Raw genomic sequence first — 17,916 nt, 5'->3', positions numbered from 1 at the left:
CAGAGGCTCCAAGGACCGAATCAATGCTTGCGGATCATCTCCAACCGCGCCGGCAAATCCTCCTGGGGAAAGCGCTGGTGCAGCGCCAGCAGTTTTTCATCCGCCGCTCGGGTTTGGCCTGCTGCGCGTAGGTTCACAATTTCCTGCAACCCTTGCTCCAATGTCGGCAACGCCGGCGGCGCGCGCTTGCTCAACGGTTTGGCCGCTGGGGCCTGGGCCAGCGAGCCGGTGATTTCGGCCTGGGCACTCTCGGCCTTGGGTGCTACAGCCATACGTGCCATCGGCGCAGGAGCGGGTGCCGGAGGTGGAGCTTGGTCGTGGAGCGCCGAGAACGTCGCGGGGGACACTTCGGGTTGCGGCACCGGCGAGCGCATGACCACGCCGATCATCAGCGCAACACCGGCAACCGTGGCGAACGCCATTTGCCAGCGTGGTCGTTGGCAGGCCTGCAGCCAGCGTTGCCACAGGTTCGGTTGCGGCGTCGGGGCCTCGCGGCGGGCGGCGTTGAGGATGAAGGCATCGAGGGACGCGGGCGGCTCGCCGGTGACGTGTTGACGAAAATGCTGGAGCAGTTGGTCGTCAGGTGTGTGTCGGGGGTCAGTCATACAGGTACCTCCTCAGCCAGCAGGCGACGCAGTTTCTGCTGGGCGTAGCGCAAGCGACTTTTTACGGTTTCCAGCGGGGTTTGAGTGAGCGCGGCGATTTGCGGTACTTCGAGGTCGCCATGCAGGCGCAGCAGGAACACTTCGCGCTGGTCCTCGGGCAAGTCTTGCAGGGCCGCGTCGAGACGCGCCTGGTCGCGGCTCAGGCTCAATTGCTGCTCGGGGCCGGGGCCGTGGTCGGGCTGGGCATGCAGTTGCTCATCGTAGCTGTCGTGCAGCGGGTTGTGGATGCCGTGCTTGCGCCAGTGGTCGATCAGGCGGTTGCGCGCAATCTGGAACAGCCACGTGCGAAAGCTCGCCCGGCCTTGTGGCGAAGTGGCGCTGCGGATCAGGCTGAGCCAGGTGTCCTGGTAGATTTCCTCGGCCAGCTCGGCCTTGTTGCTCAGGGACACGAGGAAGCGATACAGGCCTTGGCGATGCCGGGCGTACAAGACTTCGAACGCAGCGGCGTCACCGGCTCGGTAGCGGGCCAGCAGCGCTTCGTCGCTGGAGGGGTCATCTGGAACAGCCATGTAGGGGGCGCACTCCTTTTGTAAAGTTAACGCGGTTCAAAGGTAGGAGGGAGCTTGCTCCCGATGGCGGTGTATCAGTAACAGACATGCTGTGTTCGAGCTCAGGGCTTGAGGCTTTGGGCCAGCTCCACCAGTTGCACGAATTCGTTGCGCAGGCCAAACGGGTCGTCGCCCCGTGCCGAGCGGGCCAGTGCGGCGGTGTCTTTCAACGTCATGCTGCCAGTGTAGCGGCCATCGCCCTTAAGTTGCTGGGCGAACGCAGCCACTGCCGCCGCAAAGCGCAAATCGTCGCTGCCCTGGGTGGTTTGGCCAGGGATTGGCCGTTCGATCAAGCGGCTATCGCCACCTGCGGCAGGCTTGTAGCGCACGCGCAGCATTGCCAGTTCATCGGCTTGCCCCTCGGCCGCAGGCGCGCCGGCATAGCGTAGCGGTTCCAACCAGCCTTTCTCACCCTTGGGCACAATTTCGTACAACGCGGTGAGCGTATGGCCGGCGCCGATCTCTCCCGCGTCCACTTTGTCGTTGTTGAAATCCTCACGCTTCAGGGCACGATTTTCGTAGCCGAGCAGGCGATATTCACTGACCCGCGCCGGGTTGAATTCCACCTGCAATTTCACATCCCGCGCGACCACCGCCAGGGTCGAGCTGAGCTGGTCCACCAGCACCTTGCGCGCTTCACGCAAGGTGTCGATGTAGGCGTAGTTACCATCGCCGGCATCGGCCAGTTGCTCCATCAGGTGCTCGTTGTAGTTGTCCACGCCAAAGCCCAAGGTCGTGAGGGACACACCGCTTTTTCGCTGCTGCGCGGCCATCTGCTTGAGGCTGTCGAAGTCGTTGACGCCGACGTTGAAGTCACCGTCGGTGGCCAGCAGGATGCGGTTGATGCCGTTGTCGATAAAGCCTTCGCGGGCCATCTGGTAGGCCAGTTCGATACCGGATGCGCCGGCCGTGGCGCCACCGGCGGTGAGCTGGTCGATGGCGGTGCGGATCGTAGCCTTGTCGCGCCCGGACGTAGGCTTGAGCACCACGCGGGACTCGCCGGCGTAGACCACCAGCGACACGCGGTCCTGCTCGCGCAATTGATCGACCAGCAATTTCAAGGTGCTTTGCACCAGCGGCAAGCCTTCGCGACGGTCCATCGAGCCGGACACATCCACCAGGAACACCAGGTTGGCCGGGGCCAGCTGCGCCACGGCGCGGTCGCTAGCCTTGATGCCGATACGCAGTAACTGGGTGTGCGGGTTCCACGGGGTGGCGGCGACTTCGGTGGTCACACCGAACGGTGAGCCATCGATAGGCAGCGCATAGTGATAGGGGAAGTAATTGACCATTTCCTCCAGTCGCACGGCACCTTCGGGCGGCAGGCTGCCTTGATTGAGGAAACGCCGTACGTTGGCGTAGCTGCCGGTATCGACATCGGCGCTGAACGTGGACACCGGCGTTTCAGCCACGCGGTGCACCGGGTTATCCGCCAGGTTGGCGTAGTGCTCACGGGGTTCGCTGCGGTAGTCCATCACCTTCGATTCCTGCATCGCCAGGGGGGCGGGCATCGGCGCGGACATCGGCATGGGTTTGCTCAGTGCGCCTTGCACGGTGTCGGCTTCCAACCGGGAGATCGGGCCCGTGTCGGCGGGTGGCGTCACATCCTGGGAGGACGGCACTCCACAACCGGTGAGCGCCACCATCAGGGTAACGACAAAGCCTTGGGTAGCAGGACGCAGGAATAGCGAAGGACGGGACATGGGCTGAACCTCAAGTGTGAATGATCCGTTCACAAGGTCAGACGCACGTCATGAGGGGTTCGGGTTAAATCGCAGAACCGGTGACGTAAGCCTCCACTCACACTTGGTTAAACACGCGACGTGAACCAGGATTATCCCAAGACCACCTATCGGAAGCCCCGCTCCCTATCAGACGTTTGCGAACAACAGGGAGCCTTATTAACCGGAACCGACAACATGACGTACATAAGCCAGAGGACCGCACGTTCGGTTGACTATGCTGGCGATGCCTCGCCGCCTGCCACACCGCGCAAACCCTCCTACAGCACCGATCAAGCCGCTGACCAACTGCTGCGCATGGGCCGGCATTGGAGCGACCGTAATCTGGACGGCACCACCCGCCTGTCCTACCGATTCTTTACCCCCTCGCAAGCCAACCACCGCACGCCCGCCCGCGCCAATGAGTTCAGTACCGTTCAAAAGCAGCAGGCCAGGCTGTCCATGCAAGCGTGGGCCGATGTGGCGCGACTGTCGTTCACCGAAAAGGCAGCCGATGCCGAAGGGCACCTGGTGCTTGGAAATATTGCCGACAGCGGCTTGTCGGCGTATGCGTCCTACCCCCCAGGCGCGCTCGAAGGCGCACATGCCTGGTTCGCATCGGACGGCAAGAACCGGCCTTTTTCACACGGCAGTTTCAGTCGACATTTATTGACTCATGAAATCGGCCACACCCTCGGCCTCGCCCATCCTGGTCACTACAACAACAGCGGCAGTTACGCCCGGCACGCCCGTTATGCCGAGGACACTCGCGCCTACAGTGTCATGAGCTATTGGTGGGAAGGCCACCGAGGGCACGCTCACCGAAAGAACCAGCAAACCTACTATCCCAGCGCACCGATGATGGATGACATCAGCGCCATTCAGAAGCGCTACGGCGCCAATCTCACTACCCGCGACACCGACACGGTCTACGGCTTCAACTCCAATTCCGGGCGCGACTTTCTCAGCCTTCACTCAGCAGCCGACGCGCCGTTGTTTTGTGTATGGGACGCGGGTGGCAACGATACGTTGGACTTCTCCGGCTTCCATCACGACCAGATCATCGACCTGCGGGCGGAGCATTTTTCCGATGTCGGCGGCATGCAGGGCAATGTGTCCATCGCCAAGGGCGTGACCCTGGAAAACGCCAGCGGCGGCGCAGGCGACGACCATTTGATCGGCAACCATGTGGACAACCGCCTCACCGGCGGCCAGGGTGCCGACACGCTGACCGGTGGGCGTGGCCGCAACACGTTTGTCTACACCCACGCCAGCGATTCCACGGTGCAGCGGCCGGACCTGATCATGGATTTCAAGAGCGGCCAGGACACACTCGACGTGTCCGCCGTATTGAAAAACGCCAACGTCAACGGCCTGACGTTTGTCTGGCGCTTCAGCGGCCGTGCCGGCGAAGCGGTAATCGACTACAACCCGCAGACCCGCCTGCACAGCCTGGCCATTGACCTGGACGGTTCCGCGCAGGCCGACCTGCTGATCACGAGCCACGGGGCAATCAAGCCTGGGGACGTGATCAGCCATACAGCGCGGGCTCCCGCGACGCCCATGCCACTGATTCCGCAGGCACCCGCCCCTGCCCCTGCATTGGCTAACCGGCAGGCACCGATTGCGTCACAGAACGTACCCAGCGCCGCCCTCAAAGGCACGCCCATGCACATGTCCGCGAAGGCCGTGGGCAGCCTGCGCGAGGTGAGTGTGATGCGTGACTCATGGGGGTACGAGCGCGTGCATCAGCGCTCGCTGGGCACGGGGTCGCTGATCGATGGTGGTAACAGCGTGCTGACCAATCAGCACGTGCACGCGGCACTCGCCAAGGGCAGCAGGCTGGAACTCTGGTTAGGCTGCGAGGAAGACAGCAGTGGTCGGCTAAAGGTGGCGCGCAAGGTGCCGCTGAGCGTCACGCCCCAAAGCAGCGACGCGCGGCTGGATTACGCAACACTGCGCGTGGACCTGCCCGCCGAGGCAAAAACCGCGCTGGCCCGCCAGTTCACGCCGCTCAGGCTGGCGACAAACCACAGCGCCCTGCCGGGGCAGAAGATCTTCATGCCCAACCACGGCCAGGCGTCCCTTGGCATCTCATTCCTGAACGCCAGCGGCCAGCCGACCACGCTCAAGGCCTACCACCAGGACAGCGTCGGGCAAACCTCGTTCTACCATGATGCCTTTAAGGTTCCCGGCACCTCCGGCTCACCGCTGATCAGCGTCGAGACCGGCGAAATCGTCGCGCTGCACAACGGCTCGATTATCGGCACGGTGGACGGGCGCCGCGAATCCCTGGGTCATGCCACACCCATCGACCTGATCCAAAGGCACCGCGAGGCCCTGCAACGTCCTTCCAGCAGGCCGACCTGACGCGCCGGGTCAGTCCGTGCCGTACTTGGGGTTGCGCGGACCATACAGAATCCCCGCTCGTTGCCCCGGCGACAGCAGGCGCGCGCTGGTGATACCGGCAATCGGGTGCGCGGCGTCGGTAGAGCTGTTGATCACCTGCTTGACCGCCGCGGTGATCAGCATGCCGATCAGACCACCGCTGTTGTTGTTGCCTTCTTCGCTGGAAGCGCGTGCGGTGCCGGTCCACAGGGTGGTGCCGGTGCGCAGGTCCACCAGTTTGGCCGAAGCGGTCACGGCGGTGTCGCTGGAGATCAGCATGTACTTGGTGCCGTACTCGGTGACGGTGATGTACAACGCCGCGTCCGCGCCGAAGATGTCATGCAGCTTGGTCGGCGGCACTGCCTGGATATCGTTGGCGGTGGTCAGGCCGTTCTGGCGGAAGGTTTCGTCCACCAGAGCAATCGGCAGCACGTAGTAGCCAGCTTCGGCCAGCGGGTACGTCACCTGCGACACCAGGCTGTAGGACGCCTGCACTTCCGGCGACTCATTGAGCGGCGGCAGCACCAGGATTGACTTGGGCCGCGCTTGTTTATACGCCGAGTAATCGACGGTCTTGGGGGCCGCGCAACCGCCGAGCAAGGCCAGGGCCAGCAGGGCGCCGGTGAGTTTTAACAGGCTCATTTAGTCGCGACTCCGGTCTTGGCGTTTTTCAGCAGAAAGTCCATGTAGGCGGCGGATTCGGGAAACAGCGCCTTCTCGGTGCGAAACTCCTGCACCATCTGGTCATCCTTGCCCATGCTCAGGTACAGCATGCCCAGGTGGGCGTGGTAACCCGGCGGCGCCTTGCGGCCACTGGCGTTGATCTTCTGCAGGTCGCGCTCCAGTGCTTCCACCTGGGCTTCCTTGGGCTCGCCCTTGAAGTACTCGTAGACCTGCGGCTGGTAGCTTTCCCATTGATACAGGGGTTGGGGCGCCGTCTGGCACCCGGCGACCGCTGCGATTGCTGCCAGCATCAGCGCTGACTTAACTGCCTTGCTCATCCGTGTACTGCTCCTTGAGGTGCTGCTGATCAGTTGCGCGGGTTCCAGGCACCGGCGTTGATGCCGTCGACCAGGCGATTGATCGCTTCGCGCATGGCCAGGTCCAGGACCTTGCCATTGAGGGTGGAGTCGTAGCTGGCGGTGCCGCCGAAACCGACCACTTCACGGTTGGACAGTGCGTACTCACCGGCGCCCTGGGTGGAATACACCACTTCGGAAGTGTTGATGTTGACGATATTCAACGCGACTTTGGCGTAGGCCACTTGGGTCTTGCCACGGCCGAGGATGCCGAACAGCTGGCGGTCGCCGGTTTCTTTGCGGCCGAACTCGGTCACATCGCCGGTCACCACATAGTCCGCGCCCTTGAGCTTCTGCACGGTGCCTTTGATTTTGGCTTCCTGGGAAATTTCGCCCATGTTGTCGCGGTCCAGCACGCTGAAGCGGTTGGTCTGCTGCAAGTGGGTGATGAGGATGGTCTTGGCCTGGCCGCCGAGACGGTCGACGCCGTCGGAGAAGATGCCGCGCATGTAGCTGGAGCGGTTGTCGAACTTGCCCACGGCAATCGGCACACGCACGCCGGAATAGGCGACGTTGGCGCTGGCGACTTGTTCCACCGGCATCGCGCGGTTGCTTTCGGTGGCGCAACCGGCCACGGTCAGCAGCGCTGCGGCGGTGAGGCCGGACAGCAGGGTTTTGCAGAGTATTTTCACAAGGTGCTCCTAAGTGGAAAATCGGGTGCAACCGATAACGCTAGCGGGACGGAATATCGCGCAGGTCATCGACAATGAAACGGCTCAATAAACCGGTATAGAACGTCTCGACGCTGGAGTTGCCCGTGTTGGTCAACACCCCGGCCAAGGTCTTCATGTTCTGCCAGTCACCTTGGTATCCGCGCGGCATCAGCCCCTCGCGCACCTGGGAAAAATGCAGCACCTCGGCACCGGCCTTCTTGACCTTCACCTGGTAGTTGAAGTCGACACTGGCGAGGATGGTGTTGTCGTCAACGATGGTCGTGATGAAACCGCCCTTGGAGTCTTGAATGCGACGGGTGTAGACCACGTTCACATCCAGCAGGTAATCGGCTTTGTCTTTGCTGGTGGCGTAGCGCTTGGCCTTGAGCAGACGGTCGACCAGATCGACGCCCAGTTGCTGGCGCACTTTGTCATCGGGCAGGAATCGTTCGTTCTTGCCCACCACCTCCACATCGAAAGTGTCGAGCCAATACGTGGCGGTTTTGGGAATGGTCACCGGCGCCGGCGAGATGTAGTAATCCGGCTTGGAGGCGCAGCCCGCCAGGAGGCAGACGGCGAGGAACACGGCAAATGCGCGCATGTCTGAATTCGTCCCTGAAAAGTATCGTGCTTTAAACAGTGGCGGCATTTTACGGAGTTGAGGGGGGTTCTCAAGATGTTTCGTGCAGGAGTGAGCTGGCTCGCGAATAAACAGAGAACACCGCAGGCATTGAACATGCCTGCGGTTTGGTTACCGACCTCAGCTCACTTGATCAGGTCCGGCCGAGAGGCCTTAAGCATGGCCTCGTTGACCGCGCCCTGCACGGAACAGGTGATCATGCCTTTGCTGGTCTTGGCCAGGTCACCGGGCGCGGGTTCGACCATCAGGATCCGTTCGGCCGTATCGGTAACCAGCTTGCCCGCGGTGTCGCCGCCCTCCGGCACCCAGGCCGATTGCTTATGCGACCAGATCTGCGGGCGGGCATAGATCCCGTTGGCCTTCTCCAGTTCGGTGCCCGGCGCTTTGCTCAGCTGTGCGTAAAGTGCGTCGGGCGCCTGCTCGGTGTAGAAGCCCCAGCCGATAATGCGCGAGCCCATCAGGTCCTGGTCTTCGGCGAAAAAGCCGGTCAGGGTTATGCCGTCGAGTGTCAGCGGCGTATCGAACATCCAGCGTTGGCCCATATCGGTCTTGGTGCCGCCGCTGAAGGTGAGCTTGCCGCTCTCCAGCCCATGGGGCACACGCTCCTTGAGGCCTGGCTGGTTCACCACCGCCAGGGAGTTCTGGTCGCACGCGAGGAAACCTTGCAGGGCCGGTGCTGCGGCGAAGCTGCTGGTGCAGGTCGCCAGCGCAGCGAGCGATATGAACAGACGATGCAGTTTCATTGAAAGCTCCTTGAATCCAAAAAAGCTTAGGAGCGAGCTTGCTCGCTCCTCGCAGTTAAAAGGCGTAGCGCGCCTTGAGCATCACGCCATCGGCATCAAACCCACTGCGCGCCTGGCGGGTGTAGCTGGCGCCGACGGTGAAGTCCGACACTTGGTAGTTCACGCCGACGCTGGCCTCATAGCTGTCACGCGCCACCGACGCACCGGTCACGGTAAACGCCGAACCGCCGGCCACGAAGCTGGAGGTTTGCGCCACGCGATCGCCCATCAGGTCGTGGTAGGCCATCAAAGTCGCTTCCGGCTGCAGGCTGCCCGCGCCCATCGGCAGGTGGCCGGCCAGGCGTACGCCGGCGCCCAGCTCGCCCACTTCGTAACGCTGCGAACGAGTGCTGAGGGAGGCCGATGAACCTTTCTCGTCGTAGCCATCCATGCGCACGTTGGAATAACGCGCAGCCACACGCGGCTCGATCACCACTGCTTGCGACGGCTTGAAGCTGTAGCCGCCGATCACACTGGCCGACAACACATTGCTGTCATAGCTGCCCTTGGCGGTGGTGCCGGCGATGTGGCGCTTGCTGTCGTTGTCGTTGTGGCCATAGCTGAGGCTGGCGTCGGCGAACCAGTTTTGCAGCGACCAGTTACCGTACAGCGACAGCGCGTGGCCTTCGACGTCGGTCTTGTTGCCCAGGTCGGAGTGGATGTTGGAATTGAGGTAGCTGTATGCCACGCCCAGGGTCGTGGTGTCGTTCACACGGCCATCCACGCCGACCGCCATGCCGCTGCTGTTGGCCGAGTAGCCGTTATCGCCGCCACGGCCATCCTGGTCCATGTTGCTGCTCAGGCCCTGCACCCACACGCCGCCGACCTGATGGCTTTCACGCTGGTCGGTGAGGCGGTTGAAGATTGCACCGTTGACCACGGTTTGACCGGACAACGCCACATCGAGGGCGCCGCGGTTGACGTCCGGCTTGAGCTGGTCACCCACCTGCGCCAATTGCTGCGCGGTGCCGGCGTTGGCCAGGGCCTGGAACACTTGGTCGTCCTGGCCGAGCTGGCCGAGTACGCCGTTCTTGAACGTGTTGACCGCCGTGGCCGACGCCGCACTGGCGCCCACACCGGCCAGGTCCTGCTGCACTTGCTGGTTGTCCTTGACCGCCACCACGGCCTTGACCGTTTGCGCATCGGCCGAGTAGCTGAGCACGTTGAGCAACGACGAAGAACTGGCCACGGACAGCCCATTGTTTTGCACGCTGGTGGCTTGCAGCAGGGTGTATTGGGTGCCGTTGTGAGTGCGCGCGAAATCGCCCGGTTGAGCGCTGACCGTCAGCTTCGACGACGGTGCAAAGCGGGCGACGCCGTTGACGGTGAGGTATGGCGTGGTCGGCACGACGCTGTCGGACAGGTGCATATCGATGCCCGCGCCGCTGGCGACGTTGAGGTTGCCGGTGATGGCGGTACCTGGGGCAGCGAGGTTCAGCGAGCCGGAATTGACCGAGACGGGGGCGATGATGCGCTTGCCGCTGAAGTTGGCCTGGCCGTCGATGTTGACCGCGTTGAGGTTGAGCAGGTCGCCGACGATATTGCCGCCAGTCCAGTTCAGGGCAGCGAGGTTGGCGGCGTCGATGGCGGTGCCGGAGTTGCTGCGGATTTCGCCGGCTTGTTGGTTGATTTCAAACGTCGCGACCTGCTTGGCCGCATCGACCTGAATCGCTGTGCCGTCCGCTGCGACGAGGCCACGGTTGACGATACCGCGCGCGCCCGTGGCGCTGTTTTGCGCAAAGCTGGCGCCGGAGAAGTCGAAGGCATTGGCAGATGCGCCCTTGGCTTCAATGGTGCCGGTGTTGAGGATGTAATCGACGGTGCCGGCATAAAATGTCAGCCCCTTCGCCTCATTGCCATTGGCGGAAATCAGTCCGCTGTTTTCAATCCGCAGGGGGTTGGTGGCGGTTTCCACTTCCACGCCCCAAGCGCCGTCGCCTGTTGCGGTGATCGAACCCGAGTTGAGCAGCTTGCCACCGATAGTAGTCGGCGTTCCGCTGTTGACGTCGAGGACCAAGCCAATCGCATCCGGGCCGGCCATATCGATCACACCGGTGTTGGAAACATCACCCGCAATGGTAGTGCCATGCAGATAAATGCCTTCACCGCCACCCAGGTAACCAGGAGTCGTTACAGTACCCACCGGTGGCGTCGAGCGGATAGTGCCGGAGTTGATGACGCTGCCGCCAATCGTGGTGGCGCCGATCTCAAGCCCTTCATAACTGCCGTTGCGCATCAGAACGTTGCCCGCCTGAATCACATCTCCCGTGACAGTGCCGGGGTTCAAATTGGCGGGGCCCGTCCAGAACATCGGGTCGATAGCGATTGCACGAATAGTGTTGCCTTGTGATTCCAGCGTGATATCTGCGCGATTGATCAACGAACCCTGAATATGAGTATCGGCGACACCCAGCCCGGCTGGGGGCAAATGGGTCGGCGTGGTGATCTGCGTGGTCTGCCCGGTGAGGATCAGCGACTCGTTGTAGGTCTCGCTGACAAACTGGGTCTTGCCTGCGCCAAGGTCAACTTCCACCGCCAGCACCTGCGTGCTGATTGCGCCAACCATGATTGCCAACAGACTTTTCTGGAACGGCTTACGCGTCATTTCAAACTCCATGAACTACAGGTCAAAGCCGCCAACAGGCCCGGCGGCAGTAGGTGTATCGAACGAAGGGATCAAAGGTCCCGGATGCAGGCGCTCGGCGCGTTTGCCGAACGCGCAGGCGCGCGCCTTAGCACCGCACAAGGCAGTGGCGAAGAAGGGAATAAAGGGGGGAAAAGCTCACATCAATCCTTAATGTCTTTGAAAACGCTGCAGTCCATGCAGCCGACCGCGTGCGGGTAGGCGCGGTAAAGACCTTCAAATGTACGAAAAGGTTCAGGTTTGTGTCGGAAAGTTGTGCGGTCGGTCACAGGGTGACGAGGTAAGTGGCGTTTGCCGAGGGGTCTGCATCCCTGCGTAATTGCCCCCAGGCTCGAAAACTTCATGGAAAAGTCGTCCCAATGCGCGTGCGCTCTTTCGAGAACCAGATGCCGGTGACCTTGCCCACTACGTCCTCCACCGCAACCTGGCCCATGAAGCGGCTGTCGTTGCTGTTGTTGCGATTGTCGCCCAGTAAAAAGACATGACCCGGCTCGACCTTGATCGGCGCCATTGCCTGCGATTGCGGCCCTTGCACCCGGTCGGCCGGTGCGTGAAACAGCCCAAGGTTTTCACCGTTATGGATCAGCTCACCGTTCACGATGGCTAACGTATCCCCCGCAACACCCGCCACCCGTTTGACCGCTTCGGTGCCGTTCCAGCGATACACCACCAGATCCCCTACCTGCGGCGCGCCGACTTGCAGGTCGGCGATGATGTAGTCGCCAATGGACAGCGTCGGAACCATCGAGCCCGACGGAATGTAATAGTTCTTGAAGCCCAGCAACGGCACCCGAAAGACATCCAGCATCAGCACCAGGATCAGCACGCCGCCGACGTAGAGTGCATGAACACGTTTACGCGGCACATTGGGCGCGCCGCTGTAGCGACGGGCCAATACGGCGGACACGATGGCGGAGGCCAGCTTGACCGTAATGACGAACGCGAAGAAGGCATACAGCCCAAGCGGTGTGGTGATCCACCCCAAGGCGCCCATCAGCGCGACCCCGCCCAGTAACAACGCGGCGACCCGCATGCCCCACTGAAGGCGGCCTACATACACCAGGCCCCAGCCGGGTATGAGACAGGCCATCAGGAAGGCCTGGAGGGAGAGTTTTGCGGGTTTCATCAAAGGTCCTTTATCCGGCAACTGCCTACTTAAGCTCTTGCACCAGATAACGCCCGGAAATCTGCGTAATACCGGTGAGCGCCCGGCGCAGCGCCTCAGGGTCTGTGCGGTAGGTGAGCGGCGTGTAGCCATAGACATTCTGGCCATTGAACGGCGTGATCGCCTCACTGGTGCGCCAGACCATTTCATCGCCGCGATTCATCTGCGCCAGGACATTGAGGGTGGGATAAATCACGCTGCTGAAACCTTGAGTCAGGCGAAAGCCCCACTCGGCCACGGTCAGCTGGATCTGCGCATCGGCGGGTTCATCGTCGCCCACCACCTTGAGCGTTGAAGTCTTGCCCAGCGCGTCGATAAAGCCCTGTTTGAGCAGCACGCCCAGATCGATTTTTTCTGCCTCCATCACCGTCAAAATGGCCACCGGCGTCGGCATCTCAGCCAACTGCCCAAGCTTCATGCCGGCGGCAAACCCGGCGCCGCTCAACGCTGCAGTGCCCACCTTGGACGCACCGCTGGCCATGCCGACGCCCGCACCAACCCCAGCACCCAAGGCCGCGCTCCACGCTTGCTCACGGCCGAAGTACACCATGTTCTTTTCCCACTTCACGGGCAGGACTTTGACGGTCTTGATCTGCGCACGGTTTTCGGGGGTGAGGGGGTGGCTGACACAACCGCCGAGGATGAGAGTGGTGAGGAGGATGAAGAGCAGATTTTTCACATCAGTCCTTTAATGTTCACAGGTGAATAGCGGGGCCGGCAGAGCCTTGGGCTTCGGCCGGCGCCAAACGCGTTAACTTATTTGTTTTCTTTGACAAGGGTACCCAAGGACGCATCCTTGACCAGATAACGGCCTTCCAGGTCGCTCAGCACTTTGAGACTGTTGCGCGCCACGGCGAAGCCCATTTCAACTTCCTGCTTGAGGTAAACCACCTCACCGGCTTTGACGTCGATTGGCATGTCCGCCCAGTTTTCAGCCTTGGAGCTGATCACGTGCTTGCCCGGCGTCACGAAAAAATAGATGTACTGGTTACCGCGGTTGTAACCCATCTCCGAGTCGGCTTCCTTGTCATCCAGGAACACGTTGAACCGTACCAGCATCCCGACGTTGCTCGGGCGCACGACATACACCAGGCCTTTATCGGCCACGGCGGCCTTGGGCAACGAATAGCTCGCGACGTCAGCCTGCATCTTCTCTACAGAAGGCGTCGAAGAACAGCCAAACAGGGTGGCCAGGGACAGAACGACAGCGGCTTTGCAGAACAACTTGATCATGTATTTCTTCCTTGTGGGTAGCGGGTCTTATCATTGATGCATTGGGTCGTGGCCAGCCTGTCGGCGTTGTATGGCGCGAGACAAGGCATTATGCCACTACTCTGATGCCTTGCGCGGTTTTGGGTGAGGGGCTTATAGTCCGGCCGTCGTCCAACAGGGCGATCGGATTTGGCGATCCGTTGACCGTATGCGAAAGCTATCTGCTTGATTGCAGGGGCTTCCGTACCCGCATCGCTGCTCTATGGCAGCTGTGCGTGGGAGACCTCCGGGTCTGCCGGAACTCGGTCCCGGTTCGCCAACCTGCGTACAGCTGTCACCCATTCGTTTGGCGACGATAGGCGACAGCCTCACTCTACTGACCGAGGTTGTACCCATGAACAGATACATGCCCCTAACCGGCCACGACTGCACCGTCCCTGCGCTGATCATCGACACCCAGGCGCCCCTCGACGTCCTTCACGATGCCGCCGCGCATCGCATTCGGGCCGTCACCCAACTGCTGGAAAATCTGGCCTTCCGCGAACAACTCAGCAGCGATGCCGTAGTACTTTCAGACTTCGCCCACTTGCTGGCCATTCCGCTGCGCGATGGGTGCGATTTGCTAGATGTCATCAGTCGCAGGCTTAACGCCGATCTGTCCTGAGTGAAAATAGGGCGGCCTTAGTGTCGCCCGCTTTGTGCGTGAGTAGTACAACCAAATAAATCAACTAGATAAATCCGCCCCCTTTACTCACGCTTAAATAACAAGCATTTCAATTGAATAAATCCGCCTATTTTCTAGTTTGAACTACTGACCACATGGATTGACCAGCTGCAATATTTCCGGATGGCTCGTATATACGATGCTGGGATAGCGCGAGACATAAATTGCCTCGCTGGTCCGCCCGGTGGCTGTCACAAAATTACCCTCTGGCCCCACGTATGCTTTTTTCCCTTGCGGCACCATGACATCGAGCATGAGCTTTTTTTTCTTCATATCCGGTTTACTATGCGCATCCATTGGCCAAATCTGCAGCGCATAATCTTTGGTGAATAAATAGAAATTCGGTGACGTATCTCTGGACTCGTAGAGGTGAGCACACATGACGTCACTGGCCAACACTTCTAAGTCGGGCTTATAGTGCTGACTGCTATAACTGGCAAATATCAGTTTTGTTCGCGTCTGTACCGCAAGTGCATCCTGTGGACGACACGGCGCCATGTCACCATAAGGATAGGAGCACCAACTTACCTGACTCATTATGACAATATCCTCAGCCTTTATGGAAAGGTCCTTCTGGATAGAAATCTGGTCTTCGGGCTTTTCGTAGGGAATTCCTGCGCAGCCTGTTAATAGAGTGAGCTTGAACAGGATGACTAGGTAAAGACCTTTTCGGTATACGTTCCAATACTTCATTGTCGAATTTCCTTTTCTATTGTCATGACTTTCCTGCCGCTGCTAAATGGATAAACTTGAATCAGGAAAAATAGGGGTCAGACCACCAATATACATTGATTCATTAATCGCGGTCTGCCCCCTATTTTCATTCTTTTAAGATTCACACCCAATAGGTGCGAGGTCGTTCGAATAATACTCGAACAGCAGCCCGATGTGGCCCTACACAAAAAACCGCCCTCCAATCAGAGCATAAGCCAGAAAGCAAAAAACACTTTCAGATGAGGGTACTTCCCAGTGTTCATAGGTTGATCACAGAACCAACTTCTGCAAGTGAACCACGAGTACCAGCGAACCCATTAAATTCAGTTTGCGAGAGGTGATGTAACTCGACTGATTTTCCATCATACCCAATTGGTGCTCGACCCGAGGCAATCCTCTCAAGGTTTGAGTCTTGAACAGTTTTACCTCGTACTCTCCAGGTCGATAGGGCCTCTGGATCAAAGAGGTCGTTACGTTGATAGACAGTCTATCTAAAACTGTTGTTTTATTCCAAAAAGCACCAGCTTTAGGCGTTGTACTTGCAACATCACTACCCGCCGTCGTGCCCGTACCAGCAGAACCCGTCCCTTTTGGACCATCAGCCTTTTAAGCGTTCTAAGAACTCGACCATCGCCTGTGGATCACGCTCCACAAGCTCTTCAACCAAATCTTGCGCTGCCCAATGCAGAATCATGTCCCCTCCCCCACCATCCTTGCAGAGGATGAGATCAGCTGACAAAGAAGAGTCAACAACATTGACTTCTCTATCACTGAGTGCCCTCAAACCGCCATAACCATCATAAGGAATGACCCAGTAAAAGCGCTCGTTCTCTATCCAGTAAATCCCAAACACCTGCACGGGCTCTTCTCGCCCAATTTCTCGAATAATCATTCCACATCACTCAATAGTCCTACCGGGCTGCAGCACAGGGGGCAGCTGCTGCGGCGTGGTAATTTTCATATCGTATGCTTTACCGGTTGCGGAGTTGTATTGATAGTGGAGGGTTATATTTTCTCCGCTAGGCAGACGGTGACTTACTTCCATTTTTTTTCGTCCCTCACTCCGCGGAAGGTCTTTATCACCAGCTAGTTTTGATCACGACCGGCTGAAGGATTTTCTATCACCCTGTTCCACAAAGTCTCTCGTTCAGATCTCTTGGCACCGTTGACTGATAGCTCTTTGCTGTTGAATGCGTTGCGTAGTCTGGAGCAGAAAATTCATCGGCAGCATTTTCTCGACCATAATAATCTCTATTTACTCTAGAACTTTCAGTAATAGCAACCGGGCTATATGGATCATCCACAATAGTAGGTTTACCGCCACTGAAACCACCAGAACCGCCACCTTTTGCACCGTCAAGAAAGCTCTAAGAGTTCAACGGATCCCAAAGCACTCTCTTTACATACGCTATTGATTCCTCTTCAGTATCGAAGTCTTGGACTTCATAATCATCATTCAAAAGCATTTCTCTCCAACGCACACTGTTATCTTCGAACGCTGCAGCCAGCTCAGCTTTCATCTCATCCAGCTTTCCACTTGATATCAAGCCTCTTAGGTATATATTTTTAGCAGCTTCCTCCTGAAAACCAAAGTCTGCAGAAAATATAGTCTTTAGCATATAGCGAATATTTTCATACATTATAATATCCCCTCTATTTTGGCAACGGCGCTGGAAAAATAGTGATAGTCTCCCAAACATTTTTGCCAGGATTAAATTGATAAACACCTTCTACGCTGCGTAAGTTGCTTACTTTATCAGGAGCGCCTAGAACTTCTAAATTTTTAGCTGTATTACCGCTTGACCAAATCCTCTTAAACCCTCTACCAAGGTCAGCCCCGACATCACCAACATCATCAGCCGTGACTCTAACTGTATCGCTGCCAGGATTACGAGCAATCGCTTTTTGCAAAGCGTTGTTTCGGACGAACTGATCAGCTTGAACCAACAAATCGTCAGAATGGAAGGCGGAGGACAATGGCGGAACCGATGGACCTATAGCGCCGTCCGGTTTTACACCAGTCTTTGCCCTGACCATCAGGTCTCCGTCAGTAACGTTACCACCGTGAACACCCAGTGAATGTGCGTTCGGATGACTTGTGAGCAACTCAAGTTTTTGTTGATCAATTTCACTTGAGGTATTTTTTGGGCCGTCGAAATTTGCATCCTTAGCTGCAATTTTACCTGTCCCTACAACTCCTGCGTCTCCAGGAACCAAACCCGACGTACTACCTTTTGTACCAAAATACCCCTCCGGCAACACACACGGCCCGGTATTGTGCACCCACGTCTTCAAATCCCCAACGTAGAACGTGTGCCCCACGTCCACCGTCAGGTTGAAGGTCTCGCCCACAGGCAAGTAAAGCTCCAGCGACTCCACTTCAGAGGACGTGTTGTCGGTATCGCCATCGGCCAGGGATTGAAGTTGATCTCCCGGTTTAAGATCGATAACCGGGATGAAGTCGCGCTTGGCCGGAACATAGAACGGGTGACCCGGCGTGACCAGCAGGGTTTCGCCTTCTGCTTTACCGTCTGCCCGAACACTTTTCAGCTTGAGGCGGTAAATCGGCTGGTCGGAGCGCTGATGAGTGGCGAGAATCGTAGCGGCGAAGGGTTTGCCGCCTTTTTCGGGTTTGCTCCAGACCACGTCACCGACTTTGAGCGACTCAATGGTGCGGTCGCCGTTGGGGGTCGAGACTTTGGTGCCTGCCGCAAAGCAGCAAGGCTCTTTGTATTTTGTCAACACGACTTCATTGCTTCTGGCAGCAAGTAAGTCATCGGCTCTGACGTAGCTGCCTACATCACCAGTGAGGGCAGTCGGTTGATAGGCGCCGACGGATGTGGTCGGTGTACGAGTGCCCGTGCGCTCAAACTGTAACGTGGTGTCAAAGCTATTGGGGCTCAGGCCGTAGGTTGGGGTGCCATCCGCCAATCGGGCCGTCATCCCCGCACCGGCTTCGCTTCTCGCCACCAGGGCACTGT

The 17,916-nt window shown here is 58.8% G+C and carries 19 protein-coding genes; 2 read left to right on the top strand and 17 right to left on the bottom strand.

The features are described 5' to 3' along the window. Positions 1–20 precede the first annotated feature (20 nt). From G7025_RS23555 to G7025_RS23545, 3 genes are all read right to left on the bottom strand, one after another. The gene (locus G7025_RS23555; RefSeq protein ID WP_181081427.1) at positions 21–605 is read right to left on the bottom strand and encodes a hypothetical protein; all 585 of its coding nucleotides are present in this window, start codon (positions 603–605) and stop codon (positions 21–23) included. Next, positions 602–1,174, bottom strand: a complete 573-nt coding sequence (locus G7025_RS23550) for an RNA polymerase sigma factor (RefSeq protein ID WP_181081426.1) — start codon at positions 1,172–1,174, stop codon at positions 602–604. The genes G7025_RS23555 and G7025_RS23550 overlap by 4 nt, the downstream gene beginning before the upstream one ends. A gap of 101 nt (positions 1,175–1,275) precedes the next feature. Further along, positions 1,276–2,916 (bottom strand): vWA domain-containing protein, encoded by a 1,641-nt coding sequence (locus tag G7025_RS23545; RefSeq protein WP_181081425.1) that lies wholly within the window; start codon positions 2,914–2,916, stop codon positions 1,276–1,278. Positions 2,917–3,132: 216 nt separating this feature from the next. Here G7025_RS23545 and G7025_RS23540 point away from each other — a divergent pair, with 216 nt between their 5' ends. Continuing rightward, positions 3,133–5,304, top strand: a complete 2,172-nt coding sequence (locus tag G7025_RS23540) for a M10 family metallopeptidase C-terminal domain-containing protein (protein ID WP_181081424.1) — start codon at positions 3,133–3,135, stop codon at positions 5,302–5,304. Between the two features lie 9 nt (positions 5,305–5,313). Here the strand turns inward: G7025_RS23540 and G7025_RS23535 are convergent, their stop codons facing one another. The 9 genes from G7025_RS23535 to G7025_RS23495 form a co-directional block, all read right to left on the bottom strand. Next, a complete protein-coding gene (locus tag G7025_RS23535) occupies positions 5,314–5,964 on the bottom strand; it encodes a DUF799 domain-containing protein (RefSeq protein WP_181081423.1) in 651 nt (216 codons plus the stop codon). Then, positions 5,961–6,323, bottom strand: coding sequence for a DUF4810 domain-containing protein (locus tag G7025_RS23530; protein ID WP_094066098.1), 363 nt, complete (start codon positions 6,321–6,323; stop codon positions 5,961–5,963). The genes G7025_RS23535 and G7025_RS23530 overlap by 4 nt, the downstream gene beginning before the upstream one ends. A gap of 29 nt (positions 6,324–6,352) precedes the next feature. Continuing rightward, on the bottom strand, positions 6,353–7,033 hold the full coding sequence (locus G7025_RS23525) for a CsgG/HfaB family protein (protein ID WP_181081422.1): 681 nt from the start codon (positions 7,031–7,033) through the stop codon (positions 6,353–6,355). Positions 7,034–7,073: 40 nt separating this feature from the next. After that, the gene (locus G7025_RS23520) at positions 7,074–7,655 is read right to left on the bottom strand and encodes a hypothetical protein (protein ID WP_181081421.1); all 582 of its coding nucleotides are present in this window, start codon (positions 7,653–7,655) and stop codon (positions 7,074–7,076) included. Positions 7,656–7,819: 164 nt separating this feature from the next. Then, positions 7,820–8,437: a hypothetical protein gene (locus G7025_RS23515; protein WP_181081420.1), complete on the bottom strand. Its 618-nt coding sequence runs from the start codon at positions 8,435–8,437 to the stop codon at positions 7,820–7,822. Positions 8,438–8,492: 55 nt separating this feature from the next. Continuing rightward, positions 8,493–11,081 (bottom strand): autotransporter family protein, encoded by a 2,589-nt coding sequence (locus G7025_RS23510; protein ID WP_181081419.1) that lies wholly within the window; start codon positions 11,079–11,081, stop codon positions 8,493–8,495. Between the two features lie 379 nt (positions 11,082–11,460). After that, positions 11,461–12,246 carry a signal peptidase I gene (gene lepB, locus G7025_RS23505; protein WP_181081418.1) on the bottom strand — a complete coding sequence of 262 codons (786 nt, stop codon included), beginning with the start codon at positions 12,244–12,246 and terminating at the stop codon, positions 11,461–11,463. Between the two features lie 25 nt (positions 12,247–12,271). Continuing rightward, positions 12,272–12,964 carry a hypothetical protein gene (locus G7025_RS23500; protein WP_181081417.1) on the bottom strand — a complete coding sequence of 231 codons (693 nt, stop codon included), beginning with the start codon at positions 12,962–12,964 and terminating at the stop codon, positions 12,272–12,274. Positions 12,965–13,041: 77 nt separating this feature from the next. Then, positions 13,042–13,434: a DUF2846 domain-containing protein gene (locus tag G7025_RS23495; protein ID WP_177449824.1), complete on the bottom strand. Its 393-nt coding sequence runs from the start codon at positions 13,432–13,434 to the stop codon at positions 13,042–13,044. 469 nt (positions 13,435–13,903) lie between these two features. Between G7025_RS23495 and G7025_RS23490 the strand changes: the two genes are divergently transcribed. Next, positions 13,904–14,161 (top strand): hypothetical protein, encoded by a 258-nt coding sequence (locus tag G7025_RS23490; protein ID WP_034112924.1) that lies wholly within the window; start codon positions 13,904–13,906, stop codon positions 14,159–14,161. A 144-nt stretch (positions 14,162–14,305) separates the two neighbouring features. Here the strand turns inward: G7025_RS23490 and G7025_RS23485 are convergent, their stop codons facing one another. From G7025_RS23485 to G7025_RS26880, 5 genes are all read right to left on the bottom strand, one after another. Further along, entirely contained in the window at positions 14,306–14,914 is a 609-nt protein-coding gene (locus G7025_RS23485; protein ID WP_181081416.1) for a hypothetical protein, read from the bottom strand. 280 nt (positions 14,915–15,194) lie between these two features. Beyond that, positions 15,195–15,308 carry a hypothetical protein gene (locus G7025_RS26885; RefSeq protein ID WP_308811982.1) on the bottom strand — a complete coding sequence of 38 codons (114 nt, stop codon included), beginning with the start codon at positions 15,306–15,308 and terminating at the stop codon, positions 15,195–15,197. Between the two features lie 225 nt (positions 15,309–15,533). Next, the gene (locus G7025_RS23475) at positions 15,534–15,827 is read right to left on the bottom strand and encodes a hypothetical protein (RefSeq protein ID WP_181081415.1); all 294 of its coding nucleotides are present in this window, start codon (positions 15,825–15,827) and stop codon (positions 15,534–15,536) included. Between the two features lie 475 nt (positions 15,828–16,302). After that, complete coding sequence (locus tag G7025_RS23470) at positions 16,303–16,575, bottom strand: hypothetical protein (RefSeq protein WP_181081414.1); 273 nt, start codon at positions 16,573–16,575, stop codon at positions 16,303–16,305. Positions 16,576–16,588: 13 nt separating this feature from the next. Further along, a partial coding sequence (locus G7025_RS26880) for a Hint domain-containing protein (protein WP_258197725.1) occupies positions 16,589–17,916 on the bottom strand: 1,328 nt, incomplete at its 5' end.

This window comes from Pseudomonas lurida, assembly GCF_013522705.1.
GTDB lineage: Bacteria > Pseudomonadota > Gammaproteobacteria > Pseudomonadales > Pseudomonadaceae > Aquipseudomonas > Aquipseudomonas quebecensis.
The sequence above is the reverse complement of the archived record's forward strand: the minus strand, read 5'-3'. Positions and strand labels throughout refer to the sequence as shown.

Excerpts from the sequence above, each read along its gene's own strand:
- G7025_RS23490 (WP_034112924.1), top strand. The coding sequence starts at position 13,904 with ATGCCCCTAACCGGCCACGACTGCACCGTCCCTGCGCTGATCATCGAC.
- G7025_RS23510 (WP_181081419.1), bottom strand. The coding sequence starts at position 11,081 with ATGACGCGTAAGCCGTTCCAGAAAAGTCTGTTGGCAATCATGGTTGGC.
- G7025_RS23545 (WP_181081425.1), bottom strand. The coding sequence starts at position 2,916 with ATGTCCCGTCCTTCGCTATTCCTGCGTCCTGCTACCCAAGGCTTTGTC.
- G7025_RS23555 (WP_181081427.1), bottom strand. The coding sequence starts at position 605 with ATGACTGACCCCCGACACACACCTGACGACCAACTGCTCCAGCATTTT.
- G7025_RS23550 (WP_181081426.1), bottom strand. The coding sequence starts at position 1,174 with ATGGCTGTTCCAGATGACCCCTCCAGCGACGAAGCGCTGCTGGCCCGC.
- G7025_RS23495 (WP_177449824.1), bottom strand. The coding sequence starts at position 13,434 with ATGCAGGCTGACGTCGCGAGCTATTCGTTGCCCAAGGCCGCCGTGGCC.
- G7025_RS23515 (WP_181081420.1), bottom strand. The coding sequence starts at position 8,437 with ATGAAACTGCATCGTCTGTTCATATCGCTCGCTGCGCTGGCGACCTGC.
- G7025_RS23470 (WP_181081414.1), bottom strand. The coding sequence starts at position 16,575 with ATGTATGAAAATATTCGCTATATGCTAAAGACTATATTTTCTGCAGAC.
- G7025_RS23475 (WP_181081415.1), bottom strand. The coding sequence starts at position 15,827 with ATGATTATTCGAGAAATTGGGCGAGAAGAGCCCGTGCAGGTGTTTGGG.
- lepB (WP_181081418.1), bottom strand. The coding sequence starts at position 12,246 with ATGAAACCCGCAAAACTCTCCCTCCAGGCCTTCCTGATGGCCTGTCTC.
- G7025_RS23540 (WP_181081424.1), top strand. The coding sequence starts at position 3,133 with ATGACGTACATAAGCCAGAGGACCGCACGTTCGGTTGACTATGCTGGC.
- G7025_RS23530 (WP_094066098.1), bottom strand. The coding sequence starts at position 6,323 with ATGAGCAAGGCAGTTAAGTCAGCGCTGATGCTGGCAGCAATCGCAGCG.
- G7025_RS23520 (WP_181081421.1), bottom strand. The coding sequence starts at position 7,655 with ATGCGCGCATTTGCCGTGTTCCTCGCCGTCTGCCTCCTGGCGGGCTGC.
- G7025_RS23535 (WP_181081423.1), bottom strand. The coding sequence starts at position 5,964 with ATGAGCCTGTTAAAACTCACCGGCGCCCTGCTGGCCCTGGCCTTGCTC.
- G7025_RS23485 (WP_181081416.1), bottom strand. The coding sequence starts at position 14,914 with ATGAAGTATTGGAACGTATACCGAAAAGGTCTTTACCTAGTCATCCTG.